The organism is Gardnerella sp. KA00243 (assembly GCF_049244105.1).
Lineage (GTDB): Bacteria > Actinomycetota > Actinomycetes > Actinomycetales > Bifidobacteriaceae > Bifidobacterium > Bifidobacterium leopoldii.
On the sequence record NZ_CP058375.1, the window covers coordinates 709,889 to 729,851 of the forward strand.

Annotated in this window: 13 protein-coding genes and 1 tRNA gene; 8 read left to right on the forward strand and 6 right to left on the reverse strand. The window is 41.1% G+C overall.

The genetic code is table 11. The features are described from left to right. Positions 1–10: 10 nt before the first annotated feature. On the forward strand, positions 11–1,045 hold the full coding sequence (purM, locus tag HXT50_RS02795) for a phosphoribosylformylglycinamidine cyclo-ligase (RefSeq protein WP_415688388.1): 1,035 nt from the start codon (positions 11–13) through the stop codon (positions 1,043–1,045). A gap of 79 nt (positions 1,046–1,124) precedes the next feature. Next, positions 1,125–2,396 carry a phosphoribosylamine--glycine ligase gene (purD, locus tag HXT50_RS02800; protein ID WP_415696150.1) on the forward strand — a complete coding sequence of 424 codons (1,272 nt, stop codon included), beginning with the start codon at positions 1,125–1,127 and terminating at the stop codon, positions 2,394–2,396. Between the two features lie 116 nt (positions 2,397–2,512). Here purD and HXT50_RS02805 read toward each other — a convergent pair whose 3' ends face one another. Next, on the reverse strand, positions 2,513–4,582 hold the full coding sequence (locus tag HXT50_RS02805) for an LTA synthase family protein (protein ID WP_004118929.1): 2,070 nt from the start codon (positions 4,580–4,582) through the stop codon (positions 2,513–2,515). Positions 4,583–4,891: 309 nt separating this feature from the next. Here HXT50_RS02805 and HXT50_RS02810 point away from each other — a divergent pair, with 309 nt between their 5' ends. The 5 genes from HXT50_RS02810 (at position 4,892) to HXT50_RS02830 (ending at position 11,095) form a co-directional block, all read left to right on the forward strand. Beyond that, entirely contained in the window at positions 4,892–6,271 is a 1,380-nt protein-coding gene (locus HXT50_RS02810) for an alpha/beta hydrolase (protein WP_064340224.1), read from the forward strand. A 1-nt stretch (position 6,272) separates the two neighbouring features. Further along, the gene (locus HXT50_RS02815; RefSeq protein ID WP_174143308.1) at positions 6,273–8,936 is read left to right on the forward strand and encodes a phosphatidylglycerol lysyltransferase domain-containing protein; all 2,664 of its coding nucleotides are present in this window, start codon (positions 6,273–6,275) and stop codon (positions 8,934–8,936) included. A gap of 113 nt (positions 8,937–9,049) precedes the next feature. Continuing rightward, the gene (gene purE / locus HXT50_RS02820; RefSeq protein ID WP_217430206.1) at positions 9,050–9,514 is read left to right on the forward strand and encodes a 5-(carboxyamino)imidazole ribonucleotide mutase; all 465 of its coding nucleotides are present in this window, start codon (positions 9,050–9,052) and stop codon (positions 9,512–9,514) included. Next, positions 9,498–10,670, forward strand: coding sequence for a 5-(carboxyamino)imidazole ribonucleotide synthase (gene purK / locus HXT50_RS02825; RefSeq protein ID WP_004106000.1), 1,173 nt, complete (start codon positions 9,498–9,500; stop codon positions 10,668–10,670). Before purE ends, purK begins: the two co-directional genes overlap by 17 nt. A 20-nt stretch (positions 10,671–10,690) precedes the next feature. Further along, positions 10,691–11,095, forward strand: a complete 405-nt coding sequence (locus HXT50_RS02830) for a Fur family transcriptional regulator (protein WP_004106002.1) — start codon at positions 10,691–10,693, stop codon at positions 11,093–11,095. 127 nt (positions 11,096–11,222) lie between these two features. Here HXT50_RS02830 and HXT50_RS02835 read toward each other — a convergent pair. Together HXT50_RS02835 and HXT50_RS02840 are read right to left on the reverse strand one after the other, a co-directional pair. Further along, positions 11,223–11,295: transfer RNA gene (locus tag HXT50_RS02835), tRNA-Arg, on the reverse strand. Positions 11,296–11,374: 79 nt separating this feature from the next. Continuing rightward, positions 11,375–12,568: an SLC13 family permease gene (locus HXT50_RS02840; RefSeq protein WP_064340223.1), complete on the reverse strand. Its 1,194-nt coding sequence runs from the start codon at positions 12,566–12,568 to the stop codon at positions 11,375–11,377. 255 nt (positions 12,569–12,823) lie between these two features. Here HXT50_RS02840 and HXT50_RS02845 point away from each other — a divergent pair, with 255 nt between their 5' ends. Next, positions 12,824–14,575, forward strand: a complete 1,752-nt coding sequence (locus HXT50_RS02845) for an acetolactate synthase large subunit (protein WP_082851858.1) — start codon at positions 12,824–12,826, stop codon at positions 14,573–14,575. A 100-nt stretch (positions 14,576–14,675) separates the two neighbouring features. Here the strand turns inward: HXT50_RS02845 and dnaG are convergent, their stop codons facing one another. The 3 genes from dnaG to HXT50_RS02860 all read right to left on the reverse strand — a co-directional run bounded on the left by dnaG (position 14,676) and on the right by HXT50_RS02860 (position 19,785). Beyond that, positions 14,676–16,817: a DNA primase gene (gene dnaG, locus HXT50_RS02850; RefSeq protein ID WP_407645738.1), complete on the reverse strand. Its 2,142-nt coding sequence runs from the start codon at positions 16,815–16,817 to the stop codon at positions 14,676–14,678. A 181-nt stretch (positions 16,818–16,998) separates the two neighbouring features. Next, a complete protein-coding gene (locus HXT50_RS02855) occupies positions 16,999–17,652 on the reverse strand; it encodes a hypothetical protein (protein ID WP_032842434.1) in 654 nt (217 codons plus the stop codon). Between the two features lie 390 nt (positions 17,653–18,042). Continuing rightward, positions 18,043–19,785, reverse strand: a complete 1,743-nt coding sequence (locus tag HXT50_RS02860; protein ID WP_421776999.1) for a zinc-ribbon domain-containing protein — start codon at positions 19,783–19,785, stop codon at positions 18,043–18,045. Positions 19,786–19,963: the final 178 nt, after the last annotated feature.

Below are 19,963 nucleotides of genomic sequence, written 5' to 3' on the forward strand. Positions count from 1 at the left end.
AGGAACCGATATGCCACATGCATATGAAGAAGCTGGCGTAAGCGTAGAAGCAGGATACGAAGTAGTACGTCGTATTAAATCTCATGTAAATCGCACAAAGCGCCCAGGCGTTGTAGGTGGCATTGGCGGATTTGGCGGCTTATTTGATTTGGCGTCTCTTGGTTACAAAGAGCCAGTGCTGATTTCTGGCACAGATGGCGTTGGAACCAAGCTTATGGTCGCCAAAATGATGAATAAGCACAATACGATTGGCATTGATTGCGTTGCAATGTGCGTAAACGATATTGCAGCTCAAGGTGCCGAGCCGCTTTTCTTCCTCGATTACATTGCGTGCGGAAAAAACAATCCTGAAATACTTGAGCAGGTAGTTTCAGGCGTTGCAGATGGTTGCGTGCAATCAGAAGCAGGTTTAATTGGCGGCGAAACTGCTGAAATGCCTGGAATGTATGACGAAGACGAGTATGATCTTGCAGGTTTTGCAGTAGGCGTTGCAGAACGTTCAAATATTGTTGACGGCTCCACTATTACTGCCGGCGACGTGCTTATAGGACTTCCTTCTTCAGGAGTTCATTCAAACGGATTCTCTCTTGTTCGCAAAGCTTTGTTTGAAGAAGCAGGTTTTAGCGTCGACACCAAGCTAGATGAGCTTAATGGCAAAACACTTGGAGAAGTTCTTCTTGAACCTACTCGAATCTACGTAAAAGCTTTAAAGCCACTTTTTGCTGAGCATCTTATTAAGGGAGTTGCTCATATTACAGGCGGCGGATTTATTGAAAATGTTCCGCGCATGTACGCAGATGATTTAGCTGCAAAAATTGACACTACTAGCTGGAGCGTTCCACCTATTTTTGGCGTTCTTGAAAAAGCTGGAAAAGTTGCTCACGCTGAAATGTTCAACGTTTTTAATATGGGTATTGGCATGATTTTGGCAGTTGACGAAAACAAAGCAAACGAGGCAATGCGAATACTAAAAGAGCATAACGAAACCGCTTATATTATTGGCAAAATGGCTAAGCGCGAAAACGCTGCAGTTGAGTTGTTGTAAACCGCAAAAACGCAAAACCGCAAAATATAAAGCTGCAAAACAGTAGACAGCGAAATCTTAAAGCAATAAAGGATTAAAAATGAAAGTTTTAGTAGTTGGTTCTGGCGCTCGCGAACACGCTATTGCACACGCGCTACTTAAAGGAGAAAGCGTTGAAGAAGTAACTGTTGCTCCTGGAAATCCTGGTATTGCAGCAGATGGCATTCAAACTGCAAACATAAGTCAATCAGATCATGACGCTCTTATTAAGTTCGTTAAAGACAATAACTACGATTTTGCGTTCATTGGTCCTGAAGTTCCGCTTATGAATGGCATTGTTGACGATTTTGAAGCGCATGGAATTGCCGCTTTTGGTCCAAACAAAGCCGCAGCTCAAATTGAAGGCTCTAAAGATTTCGCAAAAAAGCTTATGGCTCGTCACAACGTTCCAACCGCCTCCTACAAAACATTTGACGCTTTGGAGACAGCACGCGCATACGTTCTTGAGCATGGTGCTCCAATTGTTATTAAAGCGGACGGTTTGGCTGCTGGAAAAGGCGTTACTGTTGCTATGGATGAGCAAACAGCAGTTGATGCTTTGGAGGATATTTTCGTCGATCATCGTTTTGGTCAAGCTGGAGCAAAAGTCGTTATTGAAGAATTTTTGCAAGGCCAAGAGTTTTCACTTATGAGTTTTGTAAGCGGAACTGATTTTTGGGTTATGCCTATTTCTCAAGATCACAAGCGCGCTTACGACGGAGACAAAGGACCAAATACTGGCGGCATGGGAGCTTATAGCCCTGTGCCACAAATTAGCAACGAAACAGTTCAGCGTGCTATCGACGAAATTGTGCGCCCAACTGTTGAAGGACTAGCTAAAGAGGGTACGCCTTTTACCGGCGTGCTTTATGCTGGCTTAATTGATACAGCAACAGGTCCTAAAGTTATTGAGTTTAATGCTCGTTTTGGAGACCCAGAAACAGAAGTTGTACTTCCTCGCCTTACTTCAGATTTTGGTGCAGCTATATGGAATATTTTGCAGCATAAAAATCCGACTTTTACTTGGAAAAATAGCGGTGTTACGCTCGGCGTGATCATTGCTAGCGAAGGCTACCCTGGCACTTTAGTTACTGGAACTCAACTTCCTCAAATTCCTGTTGACGAAAACCAAGGTCAGCACGTGTATTATGCAGGAGTAAAAAGCGATGAAGAAAGCGGCAAACTTCTTACTTCTTCAGGCAGAGTAGCTCTTGTACAAGTGCATGGAGACGACGTAAAAGACGCTCAAAACAACGTCTACAGCATATTAGATAAGCTTAATCTTCCGCACATGTTCTTTAGGCATGATATCGCAGAAAAAGCTTTAAAATAGTTTGTTAATTAAATATAGTTTTCATTAACAAACTGCAAATCAATAAGCCCCTCGCTATTTGAAAAATAATATTTATCAAATACAAACGAGGGGCATTTTAATTATCAAACTAACTTTTAGCGCGGTAATTTCATAAAATCAGTATTACGCAAATAATGCTTTCCAGCAGTAATATCGTATTGTATTAAGCGATAGTCGTGAAGAAGTTGACGTGACTTCTTATCCATCTTAGACAAAATCATCGGATTACCATCGTTATCCAAATAAATTGATTGTCCTTCAGGAATTCTATCCCAGCCTTGAATAGTATTTACAACAGGAGGCTCCATAGCACTCACATGCTCATGCAGACGAGTTAAGAAAGCAAGATACGGAGAAACTTTAGCGTTCATATGTAAAGCAGCCTGAGAAATAAAGAAGTTAGGCGAAGAATACTTATTAGTACGATCTACATCTTTACTTGTATTAGAATGCTCTACATTTTTGTTTGAAGATTTTTTCTCACTACGCTCTTTACGCTCCAAAGCAACTTTATTTGACCAAATAAAATAATCAGTCAAATGCAAAGACAATGAATTCTTTTCATCCGAACTTGCAGTACCGTAAATTCCTGGCAAATGGTCACCATAAAACATAACAGTAATAGGCTTATTCAGTTTATCCAAACTCTTCAAAAACGCTTGCGTTGCTTCATCAGTGTGCTGCACACCCTTAGCATACGTTTCAATAGAAGTTTTTTCATCATCACCAAGATCAGCGGCACTATCTTTAGAAGACGCTTCGAATTCATTATTCGCATACCAATCCCTATAAGGCATGTGGTTTTGCATAGTAACAATTTGTACGAACCTAGGTTGCTTATGTTCTTTAATCTTTTCTAACGCACTCTTATATGCTGATGCGTCAGAAACATACGGCGATTTATCTAGCACATCACGGTGAGCAATAACATCAGGTCCTTGCAATGCATAGAACTTACTAAATCCAAACTTTTTGTAATTAGTAGCGCGCAAATACATGCTCGGCTCATACGGGTGGAAAGCTATAGATTTAATAGAATTACGAGAATCATCCCAATATTGATTAATAGTTGGAGACCATTGAGCATTAGGAACCAACTGCTGATACGGACTCGTCATTGAAGGATCAAAATTAGCCATGCTCAAACCAGTTAAAGACATGTACTCTAGGTTTGCAGTACCGCCACCGTAACCAGAAGAAAGCATCAAACCACTATCCGTATGCTTCTTCAAATTGCTAATAAATGGTATTGGATTCTTGTTCAACCTCAAACCAGGAACACGAGTAGGATCAGAGAACGATTCAGACAAAATAAGAATAAAAGTATTATCGTTCATATTTGTTGTACGAGAACGATTTATACGTTTAGCTTCATCGTTATAACGCTTGTATACAGCCTTCATAGTTTCTTCACTGTAATCAGCCGGCCTATCCATAATTTTAGGATTTACATTACGCAAAAATGCCACAATAGCACCATTGCGTTGAGCGTCATAAACAGAATCCCACATAGCAGGACTGTCACCAAGCATTTTAGAAAAAACGTTAGCCGAAGAGTCAACTGTGCCAACGCCGCCAATATACCAGCTTAAATTCCCTATTAAAATCAACGCAATTGCAACACGAATACCAGCAGAATAACGCCAATCTTTAAATCGCACAATCTTTCCATGATTTGTATCAAATATGTGTAAGCAAACAGTTGTAACTAAAAGCAAAATAAAAACGCCTAAAGCAACACCAATGACCATAGGGGCATTATCTGGCAAAAATGAAGCGACATTACCAGTGTTACTTTTTAAAAAGTTTAAGTCCGCAGGAAGAATAGTTTCATAACGAACATTTACTTTCATATATTCAATAACAGCAATAAGCAATGAAACACTTAGAATTATCGCACTTGATATCCAAAATCGGTTACTAATCAAAAGAATTAAACCGTATATCATCGCAACAACGAGCGCACTAAGAACAATAACAAAATTAAGTTCTCTCCAAGTTTTAGTTATTAATCCCCAACGTCCACCAGACATTGCAGAAGTCATCTCAACTCTTCCAGCGCGCTGCACACCCATTTGCACAATAATTACCGACATGCCGTCAATAACAAAGAAAAGAAATGCATACAGCCAATACGGAACTTTCAAGCGCAAAAATGACTTCATACTATCCTCAATAAATCACACACGTACTAATTATTACTAATAATGTGCAAGTTTACTTATTGCTATCGTCATAACTTTTTAACAATGCATTGAAACAAGAAAAATAGCGATTTTAATACTTAGGACTGATTACAATATATGTTTCGATATTTATTATTTAAATAGAATAAATAATAAAAAATAAAACAAATATTGAGGAAAATTTCAGATACTAGCATTACATTACTAGGTTGGGCAATTACCGTGCGTATATGTCGCTTAGATTGGTAACTGGTACGCAAATTAGACTAGAAAGTATAGGAGTCAAACATGCTGCAATTGGCAAAAGTGAGTCTTTTGCAAGGATGGCTACCAATAAGCCTTTTTAGCGTAAATGGTATTTCTTTAGTCTTGTTGCTTTTTATGAAAACAAAACGCGGCAAGAAAATGTTCCACTTACTAATACAGCTTGCAATAGGTGTCATAACATTTTTTGTCGGTGGAATAATTGCTTGGCTTATTTCTGACGTGTTTCTTGTATTCGGAGTAAGTCTTGGATGGCTCGTTATTTTTTCTATTGCATGCGGCTTCGGGCTTATAGGTTTTGCAGCAACAGCACTTGTTTTCTTACACAAATGGAGGAAACTAGTTGCAGTAATAGCTATTATCTTGACGTTAGCAAGCACAGCTCTTCATGTAGACATGATTTATGGGGAATACACGACAATAGGTTCAATATTTGGAATGGGCGGTTTTCCAAAACTAGAAGTTAATAAGCAAAAATCCGCATCCTCTAGTATTAAGCAGTGGAGAGAGTTAGCAGCCCAACAAAAACTGCCAAAACTTCCTAAAAAAGGTATTGTTCGTTCAGTTTATATCCCTAACACTGCTTCACATTTCAATGCTAGAATAGCGAACGTATACTTGCCACCTGCTGCACTTGTTAAAAAACCACCAAAACTGCCAGTTATGGTCATGTTCGCAGGACAACCTGGTAGCCCTAATCACTTTTTTGCAGCAAGCGATATTGCAAATACTTTAGACAATTACGCGAAAGATCACTACGGTCTTGCACCTATTGTTGTAGCCCCTGACCAAAATGGTGAATCTTCGCATAATTCTCTGTGTGCGGATACACATGTGTTCGGCAAAGCAGAAACATATTTAATTAATGATGTTCCTAAATGGATACGCAAACATTTGCCAGTAAGCAAAGATCCTAAAATGTGGCTTATGGGCGGCTTCTCGCAAGGAGGCACTTGCTCAACGCAACTAGTTCCATCCCACCCTGATATATTTGGAAACATTTTTTCTGCCGGAGGGGAACTAGAACCAACGTATAAGAATCGCCAAGAAACAATTAATCATTATTTCAATGGAAACACATCAGAATATGAACGACACGTACCTAGTGTGATAATGCGTAAAAATGCTCCTTTGAAACAAAATTATTACGCTATTGCGGGCTCATGGGATACTAAATCTCAAGCGAATCAGGCAACCATCGCACTAAGCGCACATCGCGCTGGAATGAACGTTATAACCATGCTTTCTCAAGGCAATGGTCATGATTGGCACACAGTAAAAGCTGGATTAAAAATAGCAATTGATCAATTCTGCAAAAAAACAGGTATTTCAAGCACTGCACCAAAACTTAATACCTACCAAAATGTACAAATTCTTATCAACCAGCAGGTGAATCGAGACTAATATGATGCTGTCTTTCTTTCATAAACGTTGTAAGAAAAATGATTCTGATTCTAAACATTCAGCAATTCGGCATACAAAAATATTGATGCACGATTTCATAGCTTGGATGCAACATAAAGTTTTTGCATTAACACTTACGTGCATTTTTATTGTTATAAATTGCATACATTGGGTTGTATTAACGCTTATGCATTTTTATACTTATGGCACAAGCGCTACTCTTGCACAATTGTTTATGCGGCATCATCGCTCAAAAGGTCCAAGCCTATTCTTCGGGCACGGAAACGTCACAGAGCTGCTGATAAAAGTATGTCATTCGCTTATTTTCGTAAATAATATGCCATCTCTTATGGTTAATTGTTTACTTGTTGCCGTACTTATTGGCGTTGCAGAAACTCGTATAAGTAGACTCAATATTATTTATATTGCAATATTTAGCACACTTGTTGGCATAATTGTAGGATTAACAATCATAGGTAATCTTTCAATCATTATTCGAAACATGCATTGGATTACCAAGATTCCTATTCGACTATCTCCATTCACACTGTTTATTGGCGCTTTTATGGCTTCTGCATCTTACGAATCTATTTTGTGGCGCAGAAGAACTTTAGTAATTGGATACGCTACTACTTCAGCAATGCTTCTTTATAGTGGAAATCCTGGCGATTATTGCACTATTATTGCAGCCCTTACAGGGCACATCATCGGCAATATTATGAGCAAAACAAAAGGCGTTAAACGAAGTGTAAACTGGTGGGAAGGTACAGATTACGAAATTCGCAGGCTTTTTGCAGTAGCTCAGAGCATTATTGCATTAGGTCCAGTGTTGGCATTATCTTCGCGCTCTCACGCAGGAATTCTTACTACTCTTGGTTTGTTTATGTCACCGCAACTAGGCTCTAAAACATGGCTTACGCGATGCATGACAAATTACAGTACAAATAATTGTTTTCTTCATTCAGGTCTACATCACGCTGCAATTGGCGGATTATGGATTCGCATTCTATTACCAAGCATCACACTGATGATTATTGCGTGGGGAATGTTACGAGGGCGTAGACTAGCTGCATTAACTTCTATATTTATAAACGCACTAACTGTGCTATATGCAGGAATGTATTTCACTGTTTTGCCTTTAATTGCCACAAAACAAAATATTTTGGAACATCAACATAATGCTGTTGCTGTTGCTTTTATGCTTACAGCTCTCCCACCATTATTGCTTACTATTTTGTTGATAATTAATTTAAAGCATTTTTCTGTTCATACGAGCAAACTACAGGCACGTTTGGGACTAATAGCGATTTTTATAGCATTGTACATAACTGGCGCTGGATATGTTGCTTTTGGTCTTATGATACCTGAAGAATTTACTCCATCTGCTGATGTTTACCACTTATTGCGAGATTTACCAGGGCGCTGGATGCCTATGGGATTTGGAAACAGATCTAACGCAATGCTTCGCACTGAAACACCTCTATCTTCTTTACTAGCACAAAGCGTGGGCGTGATATTCTGGGCAATATTGTTTATTGTCTGCTTTACGTGGTTCCGCAGCAGCATCTCTACAAGCGAAAACGATAGAAAAAAAGCAAGCTCATTAGTAGAACTTGGCGGAAACACAATGAGCTTTATGACGACTTGGGCAAATAACCATTATTGGTTCTCTCAAAGCGGGCAATCTGCAATCGCCTATAGACTAAATTACGGTATTGCACTCACTCTTACAGAGCCTTTTGGAGATGAAAAAGAATATTCGCAAGATATTCGAGGATTTATTAAATTATGCGAACAAAATTCGTGGTCTCCAGCATTCTATGCTGTGCACGATAAAACGCGTCAAGAACTAGAAAAACTTGGATTTACTTCTATTAAAGTCGGAACAGACATGCTAGTAGACCCTAATGCTTGGCAGACGCGAGGGAAAAAATGGCAAGATATTCGTACAGCTATAAACAAAGCAAAACGAGATGGAATTGCCGACGTACTTACAACTTATAACGAAGCCTCTTGGGACATACAGCAACAGATTGTAGAAATTTCAGAAGAATGGGCAGAGTTAAAAGCTCTTCCAGAAATGAAATTTACTCTCGGTGGACTTGACGAACTTCAGGATAGCCGCGTCAAAATTTTATACGCTATTAATGAAGACGGCAGGGTACTTGGAGTAACTAGCTGGATGCCAACGTATAGGAATAATAGAATCATCGGTTGGACACTCGATTTTATGCGTCACCGCACAGATAGTCCTAATGGGATTATGGAATTATTAATTGCTAGAATGGCAGAACGTTTAAGAGATGAAGGATTAGAAAACCCAGACTGTTCTGTAGAATTTATGAGCCTTTCTGCAGCACCTCTAGCTGGCATAAACGAAGACACATTGAACGAAAATGGTCAAAAATCTTCTAACGTTATTAATCATGCGCTAGAAATGATGTCTGACATTTTGGAACCAGCTTATGGGTTCAAATCGCTATATTTCTTCAAGAAAAAATTCCAACCATCCGCAAGTTCCGTATATGTCTGCTACATGGATTCTGCAAAATTAGCTCAGATTTCACTAGCTGTGACTCACGCCTATTTACCGGAAGCTAATCCTAAACAAATACTAGAAATGGTAAAATCGTTGCGTCCAAAAAGTAGCGAAGCGAACAAATAATTTGTTAAGTTTTAGATAAACTTCGGCGAGTTCTCCCTAGTGTTGCGTAAAGTAACAAGTGCACGTCAGGGAGGTTCATCGTGTCAGAAGTAAAGCCAACCGTCGCTGTCGTAATGGGATCCTCAAGTGATTGGGAAACCATGCGTCATGCTTGTGAAATTCTAGATAAATTCCAAGTTCCGTATATGAAACGAGTTATTTCCGCACATCGTACACCAGAATTAATGGCAGATTTTGCGCATAATGCTCGCTCAAACGGTTTCAAAATTATTATTGCTGGAGCCGGCGGAGCTGCCCACTTGCCTGGCATGATTGCGGCACAAACCACGCTTCCTGTTATTGGAGTGCCAGTACGCTCGCATGCGCTATCAGGCTGGGATTCATTGCTTTCAATAGTACAAATGCCAGGAGGTATTCCTGTTGCAACTACTGCAGTTGGAAACTCTGGAGCAACAAATGCTGGATTGCTTGCTGTGAGCATTCTAAGCACAACTGATAATCGTCTTGCTAAAGAACTAGCAGAATATCGCAATGAACTAAAAGAAAAAGTCGAGGAATCAAATGCCAACCTTATCTGAAGTAACTAATGGCGCTGTTGAACGTTTAATGCCAGGATCCACTATTGGAATTATTGGTGGCGGCCAGTTAGGGCGCATGATGGCTATTGCAGCTCGCCATATGGGTTTTCGTATTGGTGTTCTTGATCCTACGCTTGACTGCCCTGTGTTCCAAGTAGCAGATTTGCAGGTTGAAGCTAATTACGACGATCCTGAAGGCTTGCGTGAGCTTGCTGAACGTTGCGATGTATTAACTTACGAATTTGAAAATGTTAACGCAGACGCACTTGATAAAGTTCGTCATTTAACCGCAATCCCACAAGGAACTGACCTGTTACGCGTAACTCAAGATCGCGTCAGTGAAAAAACGTTCATTAATAGTCATAAAATCGAAACAGCTCCGTGGCGTGAAGTAAATAATTTAGACGACTTAGATACTGCTATTGACGAAATAGGCTTGCCAGCAATTCTTAAAACTCGTCGCGGCGGCTACGACGGTCATGGCCAAGATGTTTTGCGTACAGAAGAAGACGTTGCTAACATTCACCATCGCTCGGATCGCGGAGGAAAATTCCCTCCTTCAATTCTCGAGGGTTTCGTTGATTTTGCTTTTGAAGCATCGATCCTGGTTTCTGGAAATGGTAAGGATTTCGTAACTTATCCTCTAGTAAAAAACGTGCATCACAATAGTATTTTGCACATGACTTTAGCTCCTGCAGTAGTTGATCCTGAAGTTGAAAAAACAGCTCACGAATTAGCTTTGCGCTTAGCTAAAGGATTCGAACTAGCAGGAACATTAGGAATTGAGCTTTTCATCACTAAAGATAATCGCGTAGTAGTAAACGAACTCGCTCCTCGCCCTCACAATTCCGGGCATTATACGATTGAAGCTTGCGATATGGATCAATTTGAAGCACATATTCGCGGTATTGTTGGTTGGCCTTTAAAGAAGCCTAAGCTACTTTCCCCTGCTGTTATGGTAAATGTTCTTGGACAACATGTGGCTCCTACGCGTTCGCTGATTTTGGAACATCCAGAATGGCATATACACGATTATGGAAAAGCTGAAGTTCGTAAGAATCGCAAAATGGGTCATATTACTGTGCTATGCGATAATCCTGTTGATGCCGCTGCCGCATTAGATGCAACAGGCTGCTGGGACGACGAACTAGACTAAAAACGACGAAAGGATGCGAAATGTCTAGTGAGCCTATGCGTAGACATACAAAACAAAAAGAAATAGTACTCTCCTACTTACGCGAGTCTCGTAATTTTGTTTCTGCACAAGATTTGCACAGAATACTCGCCAAAGACGGGGAGATTATTGGCTTAGCAACAGTGTATCGTCAACTTAATTCGCTTACTCAAAGCGGCGAAGTAGACACAGTGCGTTTTAACGGTCAGCAATTATTCCGCATTTGCGACGAGAATACGCACCACCATCATTTAGTTTGCGAACGTTGCGGAAAAACTGTTGATATTGAGCCGCCTGACGACGAAGGCTGGATTCATAAAGTAGCTGAATCTCACGGGTATACTGTGGTGGATCATACGCTAGAAGTATTCGGCTTATGCGAAAGCTGCCGCGAAGAAGATAAGTAACCTGCGCGCGTCTTATTGACGCGTGCAGACCTCGCTTGCGTGCAAAGCACACCGTGCTTTGCACCCCGAGCAAGCTCGGCACCATGAAAAATCTTGAAATGCGCTATGCTATTTCAAGATTTCATAGTGCCCCCGACGCGACTCGAACGCGCAACCAACGGATTAGAAGGCCGTTGCTCTATCCTTTGAGCTACAGAGGCAAACAAATGGTTATTATACCAAAAAACTACTATCAACGCGCCATAAAATTATAAATATCAAACGTTTATATAAAAATTGTTATTCAATAATCCACGCAAGTGACATCAACACTGCAAGGAAGAACACATTGACAATAGTATACGTGAGCAAATAACGCCCACGGTAATGCGAATACTGGTGTGTAATTCCCTTATAAGAAATAAGCGAAGCCATAGAAGCAATCAAAGTACCCATTCCACCAAGATTCGTGCCAATAATAAGAAGCTTCCACTGATCACAGAATCCAGAAAGCAGAATCGTCGTCGGCACGTTGCTAATAAATTGGCTTGAAGCAATAGAAACTTCCATCGGATGCGTACCAACCCACATTTGCGCAAGATCGCTAAATCCAGCAACTCGACGCATATTGCCAATAAAAACAAAGAACATAATAAACGTGAGCGGCAAAGCCCAATCTAAAACACGGAATACGTGGCGGTCGCAAACAAGGAAAGCTGCAACCATAATGAGCACCATAATCCAGTCAGGAATCCATCCACTAACACCACACAAGCAAACAACAAAAAGCAAACTATAAACAGTAACACGCCAGCGAGTAAAACTCATGCCATAGCCCATAACACGAATTTCATCAGGCTGCGGATGACCATGCGAAGGGGCCAACACGCTTTGCTCAATATCGTCACCATGCAAACCTGCAAACTGGTCAACTGTGCGCGACTTAAAGAATACGAATGCAAATACGATCATCAACAGTGCTGCTGTAATCGTATAAGGCGCCATAATCTTCAAAAAATCTTGCGTAGACATATGAGTCAACGCCTTTAAATACAGATTGTGAGCATTGCCAATAGGAGTGAGCATACTTCCAACATTGGCACCAATAGTCATAAGCGTAATTACAAGAATTGACTGCTTTTCAGCATTCGCCATTACGAGCACAGATAGTGCAAAAGGCACAAAAGTTACGAGAGCAACGTCGTTCGTAATCCACATTGCCGAAAAGAATGTTAACGACATAAGCACGAGCACCAAGCCGCGCTCAGTGCGCACATGCCTTAGCAAACGCGCACCAATAGATCGAAACACACCAATGCGCTGGAATCCGCACACAACCATCATAAGGCACACTAATTGCGAAATAGTGTTGAGATGAATATAACTCAAATATTGCGGATCTGGAGGTACCAAAAAACAGGAAATAACTGCCAAAATTGCAGCAACAATAAGAATGGTTTCACACTTGACCACATTCAACAGCCAGCGCTTCATCATTCCTCCGTAACGCAATAGACATAATGACTCTATTATACTAGAAACCCAGTCCCACAATCGGGTTAAATTCCCGACAAAATCGTTGCAATAACAATAAATTAGCAACTATTAATAGCGTGATTTAGCCTAAAGTAGCTAACATAAAATTCCGCCCTTTTTTATGACACGCGCATTGAAAAAATTGCGTTTAAAGACAAGATTGCGTATATCATATTAAAACAAAGAATTTGTTGTCTACACAAGAAGCGAATTATGGCAGAAATAAACAAAACAGAAGATCAGAAGCTTGAACAAAAACTTGCTCGTCAAAAGCATCTTCGTGAAAACCACAAGCGCAATACTGCAGATTTAGTTGTTGAATGCTTGGTAAACGAAGGCGTTGAAGTAGTATTCGGTATTCCAGGTGAGGAAAATATTCCGCTTCTTGAAGCAATTGAACGCGATGGACGCATTCGTTTTGTGCTTACTCGCCACGAGCAAGGCGCTGGTTTTATGGCAGCGACATACGCTCATATTACTGGAAAACCAGGCGTATGCTTGGCAACTCTAGGTCCTGGCGCATTGAATTTAACACTTCCTGTAGCTCAAGCAAACGCAAGCACCACACCGCTTGTAGCGATTTGCGCACAAGGTAACGTTTCTAGGCTTTATAAGGAATCTCACCAAATTATTGATTTGGTTGCACTCTTCCAGCCAATTACGCAATGGTCTTCTATGATGCTTGCTCCAGAATCTGCGCCAGAAATGGTTCGAAAAGCTTTCTCAATTGCCGGTCGCAACCGTCCGGGAGCCACGTGCCTTGTTATTCCGGAAGATATCAGCGAAATGCCAGCACCTGACAACGCAAAGCCTCTTCCACTTCCGCATCCGCTGCATATTATGCCAGCGCCGGACACTATTGAAGAAGCTGCGAAAATTATTAGTCAAGCAAAGCAACCTATTATTTTGGCTGGAAACGGCGTTGCGCGCTCTCACGCTGAGGACCAGCTTCTTGCGTTTGCTGAGCAGCTTAATGTGCCGGTTGCAACTACTTTCGAAGGTAAGGGCGTTTTCCCAGATAATCATCCGAATGCACTTGGCGTAGTCGGCTTCATGCATCGCGATTACGAGAACTTCGCGTTTGACACTGCTGATTTGATTATTGCTGTCGGCTTCTCAATTCAGCAGTTCGACCCGAAGAAAATCAACCCAAATATTGATAAAACTATTATTCACATCAATACTTTTGTGGAAGATACCGACGCACACTACCCTACTGCGCTGAATATTATGGCGAATATTGGCCAAACGCTTAAAACTCTTACAGAAGTATTAAAGACACGAAACATTACTTTTGACGTAAGTCACCCACGTATTCGACAACTACTTACGGAAGAATTACATTCTTGCGAAAACGACGAAAGCATGCCAATGAAACCACAGCGCGTAGTTTACGATATTCGCCGCGCTGTTCCTGAAGGCACGAAGGTTCTTGTAGATACAGGCGCTCTTAAAATGTGGATGGCACGATTGTACCCAACTATGCACCCGAATACTTGCATAATCGACAACAGTCTTTCAACTATGGCTTGGACGCTTCCAGGTGCTGTTGGAGCTTCGTTTATTCGCGATAATTCCGGCAAAATTAACACGAAACCGGTTTTGGCTGTGATGGGCGACGGAAGCTTTATGATGAACGTGCAGGAAATTGAAACTGCAGTGCGCGTTGGCAGCCGAATGGTAGTTCTTGTTTGGGAAGATAACGCGTACGGCTTAATCAAGTGGAAGATGGAGCTTCATGCAGGCGAGCACGAGTACGTTGATTTCCATAATCCGGACGTGCCAAAACTAGCTGAAAGCTTTGGCGCGCGCGGTCATGCTGTTAAAAAACCGGAGGATTTGTACAACATGCTTCGTGAAGCGCTGGATCAGGAAAGCGGCGTCGACGTGATTTCTTGCCCAGTTGACTACAGTGAGAATATGAAGCTTATTGAAAAGCTCGGCGATATTGACTTTAGTAACTGAGTTTCAATAAATTTTTGCAAACAAAAGGCTACGTAATCACGCTAGATTACGTAGCCTTTTGTTTGTTAGTACAGTTTTGTACAAAAGATTGCATGAAAGGCTACATGATTTGCGATTGTAAGTTTTTGCGAGCCGCTTCCATTGAAGTAATTTTTCCTAGAAGTTCAAGCTTTTCCTGACCATCCTTGAGTTTCGCCATACGCACTCTAGCAGCACCGATTCTACGCATATAGCCGATATCAAGAAGGCGAATAAGCAGCTCGTTTGCATACTTACTTTCTGCACTCGTAGCTTTCCGCAAAAGATCTGAAGGAGATCCGTTTGAAACTTGCTGATTCTGTCGATTGCCGGTATCTTCCAATGTATCTGCAGGAGAAGGAAGCGGCAACGGCATTACAGAAAGTTCTGTAATAACGGATTCAAGCAAAGGACCTGCAGCTTTTGTCATCATATGCAGCCACAATCCTTGCGAAACATTGCCAACCGGCAATCCACCTGCAGCTACAAATGCTTGAAACAGCGTACGAAATACTGGTGTAATAAAATTATTCAAAGTCAATTGCGCAAACAATTTCTCATCAAAAGCAAGCGGAACTTGCAAAAGTAACGCCATAAATTGTTGTTCGCACATAAATACAGCATCATCCACACGATAATAATGCTGATTTTTAGCAGAACTTTTAATAATTTCCATGCGCGAAGCTTTAAAACCTGCATTACGGTCGTCATTAATTTGCTGACCAAAAGTTGGAATAACGTTATGCTTTTGCGCATAAGCATCGTCGTCACGCACTTTCAAACGTCTACGTGCAGACTCAACTTCATTGCGCATAACAGCTAAATCAACGCCAATTGAACGCACGGCTTTGCGCATATACAAGTCAAGCAGCGAACGGTCTCGAATTTGCGCAATAAGAGGAGCGACAGCCTTTATAGCGCCCATTTGACCAGTAGTGTACGAAGTCTCAAAACGATTAATTACTGTGTCAATAACGAAATCGTATAGCGGACTTGCATGTGCAACAAGCGAACGCACAGCCTCATCACCGCGCTGAATACGCAAATCGCAAGGATCGAGATTATTGTCTGCTACAGCAACAAAAGTTTGCGTCAAAAACGCAGAATCCAAACCAAAAGCGTGTAGCGCAGCCTTTTGACCTGCAGCATCACCGTCGAAAGTAAAAACGATGCGCGAACTTACAGACTGTCCATCCACCTTCAGTGGGCCAACAAGCTGAATTGCCCCCAAAGAATCGTCTGCAATAAGGCGGCGCACAATTTTTGCATGCTCAACGCCAAACGCAGTTCCGCAAGTTGCAACAGCAGTATCAATACCAGCCAAATGACATGCCATTACATCTGTGTAGCCCTCTACAATTACAACTTGACGCTTTTTTACAATATTTGCCTTAGCTAAGTCAATTCCGTACAGAACTTGCGTTTTTCGATACAGTGCAGTATCGGGAGTGTTAATATATTTCGCGCTAATAGAATCGTCATCATAAAGCTTTCTTGCACCAAAGCCAAGAGTTCGACCAGTCGAGTCGCGAATAGGCCAAGTTAAGCGGCCACGGAAATAATCATATATTCCGCGCTGACCGAGTCTAGCGAGACCAGCGTCGAGAAGCTCTTGACGCGTAAAACCTTTATTCGCTAAGTATCTAACTAAATTATCCCAGCCTTTAGGCGCGTAACCGCAAGAAAAACGCGCACTTTGTTGCGGAGTAAAGTTTCGCCCTGCAAGTAATTCGCGCGCAGGAGCTGCCTCTTGAGTGCCGAGATTTGAAACGAAAAACTTTTGCGCTTCTTCATTTGCTTCTAAAAGCCTGGCTCGCTTAGAACCGCGCGATTGAGAATCACTATTTTGCTCCTGCTTATAATGCATCTCAATGTGGTAACGATCTGCTAAAAACTCGACCGCTTCACGAAAATCAATATTCTCTTTTTGCTCAACGTACTTAAATACGTCGCCGCCAGCGCCGCAACCAAAACAATGCCACACTCCCAAGCTTGGTCGCACACTAAAACTTGGCGTTTTTTCATCGTGGAATGGGCAAAGACCTACAAAAGTGCCAGTTCCGGAAGGCTTAAGCGTCACTGTTGCAGACACAATGTCATACAAATCTGCCGCAGCGCGCACGCGCTCAATGTCTTCTTTCACAATCATTCCAACCATGCTATCTAGCTTATCGCAAATCTGCGGCGAGTGGTATTGCGCATATAATTTTAGTGTTTCAGCCACTTTTCACCGTTTTTCCAAAGCATAATACAAAAATAGGCGATGCGAACACAGGATATACTGCGTTACGCACCGCCTTAAAATCAATTACTTGATTACAACAGATACAAATGCAATTTATAAATGCAATTTATAAGCATTAATACCTAAAAATAACTAGAGAAAAGATTAGCGAATAAACTATTTAGTGACGACTCTTGCAAAGAACAGCACCAATACCGGCAAGCATGGAAGCAGTGACAGCAGCCAAAACTACAGAAGAACCAGTATTAGGAAGTTTAGCAGTCTTATTGCTATCAATCTTATTGCTATCAATCTTATCGCTATCAGTCTTATTGTTATCAGCTTTACTATTATCGACACGATGCGGAATAGAAGTATCTACAGATTGAGTGTCAGCCGATTCAGAATTTTTTTGAGAATGTCCGAAGTAATCAATAGCAGCTACAAACCTATTGAGCGCGCCATCAAACTTTGGATGGTGCAAACTAAGATAATAAGATTCAGCTTCATCTGCCTTATTCTGAGCTGCGGCTTTTTCTTCTTCTGTAGAAGCGTTATCAACTTCATCTAAAGCTGCAACCCACTTAGCCTTAGCTTCGCAAATCTCATGATTTACTTCCAACAATGCTTTAGCTTCGGCGTACCCCTTAGCATTCGTATCGCCTGCGGAAACGATTTCATTTGCGCGAGACAATACTTCCAAAATCAAATTATCAACATCTTCTTCTTGACTATCATTGGAATAATCATCAGCCATCGCTGGAGTAGAAAAAGCTAATCCGGATAGCAAAGTTGCAGCAGCAGCGAATACTGCGATAGCTTTCTTGTTTAACATAATTTTCCTTTCTTCTTCCTTCTCACGTACAGCGTGCGAAGAATTTTGCACTAAAATATGTTAGTGTAACTTTGGGTCAAACATGTGACCTATATCACAAAATACCCCCCTAGAAAATGAATGAAGTAGAAGGAAAAATAGAACAAAGCTATATAATTTTCAGGCTAAATTAATGACAGCAAATTTGCGAGAATTCACCATATAACTGATGCAAAACCGTCGAAAACACATAATCACTTGGTGAAATAAACAAAACGAGACGAAACTGTCGAAAACACCAAATCAACGATAATATCGACAAAATACGCTACGAAATCAGCGGAAGACGCACAAATCGCAAATAGTTGCGCAAGCCGCATCTTCCGCAATCTTTCGTAATCTTTTGCTACTTTACAATTCCCGATCTTTAATGAAACCAGTAAAATCAAACGGCTTCTCAACTAGGTAGTAAACGTTTGAATCATCCGGAGCTGGAGCAAAAGGTATTGCTTTATGTTTAGAAGTTGGAACAAAAGGATTGTCTCTCATATCACCATCTTTTGAAGCAACTGTTATCTCTGATTTACTGTAATATTTAGGATCTCTGCGCAAAATAAACGGACGATCCATATCCGGTTTAGTCTTGCCTTTGCCTTTAAAGAATCCGCTTGCTTCTAGTTCGTCGAGCTTTGCACTAACCGGAACAAGCACAAAATACGCGCGCATCTTATACGTTATACCCTTATTTACTCCCGGCACATCAATAAAGTTATTGCTAGAATAATCTGGATAATTGCTATCTAAATCTTGGTAATCTTGGAATTGTCCGTTAACACACAACCCCGAATGCACATTGTATACCTTATTGCCACAATAAGGATCTCCACCATCGCGAAATATTTCAGTCATGCCAGAATCACCAAAAATCAATGTATTGTGCAAAGGAAGAGAATTCTTATCTTCATCACTATCATCAGTATCAATTGCATCACCCAATAATTGCTGTGTATACTGCCACATTCCGAAACTGTGTGCATAATCTTTATTATTTTCATCATCTACTAAATCATCCATAGCATGAGTGCCACGAAGAAGCACTCTAGTATTCTCGCCTATTTCTGTATCATAATTTGTAGGTTCAAACTCTAAGCAATCTCCAGATTTAGTGCACCATTTTCCAACAAATGGAACTAATGTAGAAACTACAGTTGCTTGATTACTTTCACCATATCCACGCTTGCTAGTAAACATTTTCTTAGTTTCAGAAGCATCAGCGCCATAATAAAGCGTTATGTCGGAATCTCCCCTATGTGATTGCCCTAATCCAGGATTAGACCCAACAATTTTGCCTAAGTGTTTTCGGGATGAGTACCTTGGTACGAGTCTAACTTTGAATCCTTCATCAGACATCATTTTGTACGCTTCGTCTTTATCTTTATCGAATAATTCAACAGGAACAGACCTGCCACTATCAGGATATTTATCTTCTTCTCCAATGCCTATGAAGATTCCTTTATTTCCATCTAAAGGCTCTCCTGGCATTGGGTTAGTTGCGGCGATTTTTCCAGGATGAAGTGAGGCTACTTTGTAAACTTTTACTGGAACTCCCATTGATTTTAATAGAGGTGCTGCTTCTTCAACAGTTTTTCCAATCACTCCCTTTTCCGGCATTCCAGGACCTTTGGATTCAACGACCGTTACAACGTGATTCCCGCGAATAACTTGCCCAGGTTTTACGTTTTGATATCGCGCAAAATTACCTGGTTTACTTCCTCCGAAATCTTTTACTAAGCGAGTTTCAACACCTTTTTCTTGCAGTTCACGTACAACATCTTGCGCAGATTGTGAAGTTTTTGCTTTAGGTACGACTATGCGTTCAGATGGCGCTGCTTTACGAAAATGCGGAAAAGTAAAGAAGAAGACTGCCGCCGCAATAATTGCAACCGCTGCTATAACGCATGCGCTTATAATAATTAGTTTGCGATTTTTTATAAGCGGAGTTGCATATTCAGGCTGAGCTATCTGAATTCCGGGCTGCATCACTTCCGTAGGCTGAGATTGTTCAACGTTATTCCCGTATGAAACAGAAGCACCACAGTTACCACAGAATTTTTCTCCAGGAATAATATTATTCCCGCAATTTGCACAAAACATCGTAGCCTTCTCTCGTGCGCGCAACAATCTCATCTACAGAAAAATCTAATTTCTATACTACAGCTACTTGCGCAATTTTTTAATGCGACAACAAACGCCGTGAATATTCACAGCAAATGTTTCCACATAACGCCGAAACGGCAACAAACGCCGGGAAAATAACACGGCAAATGTGGTT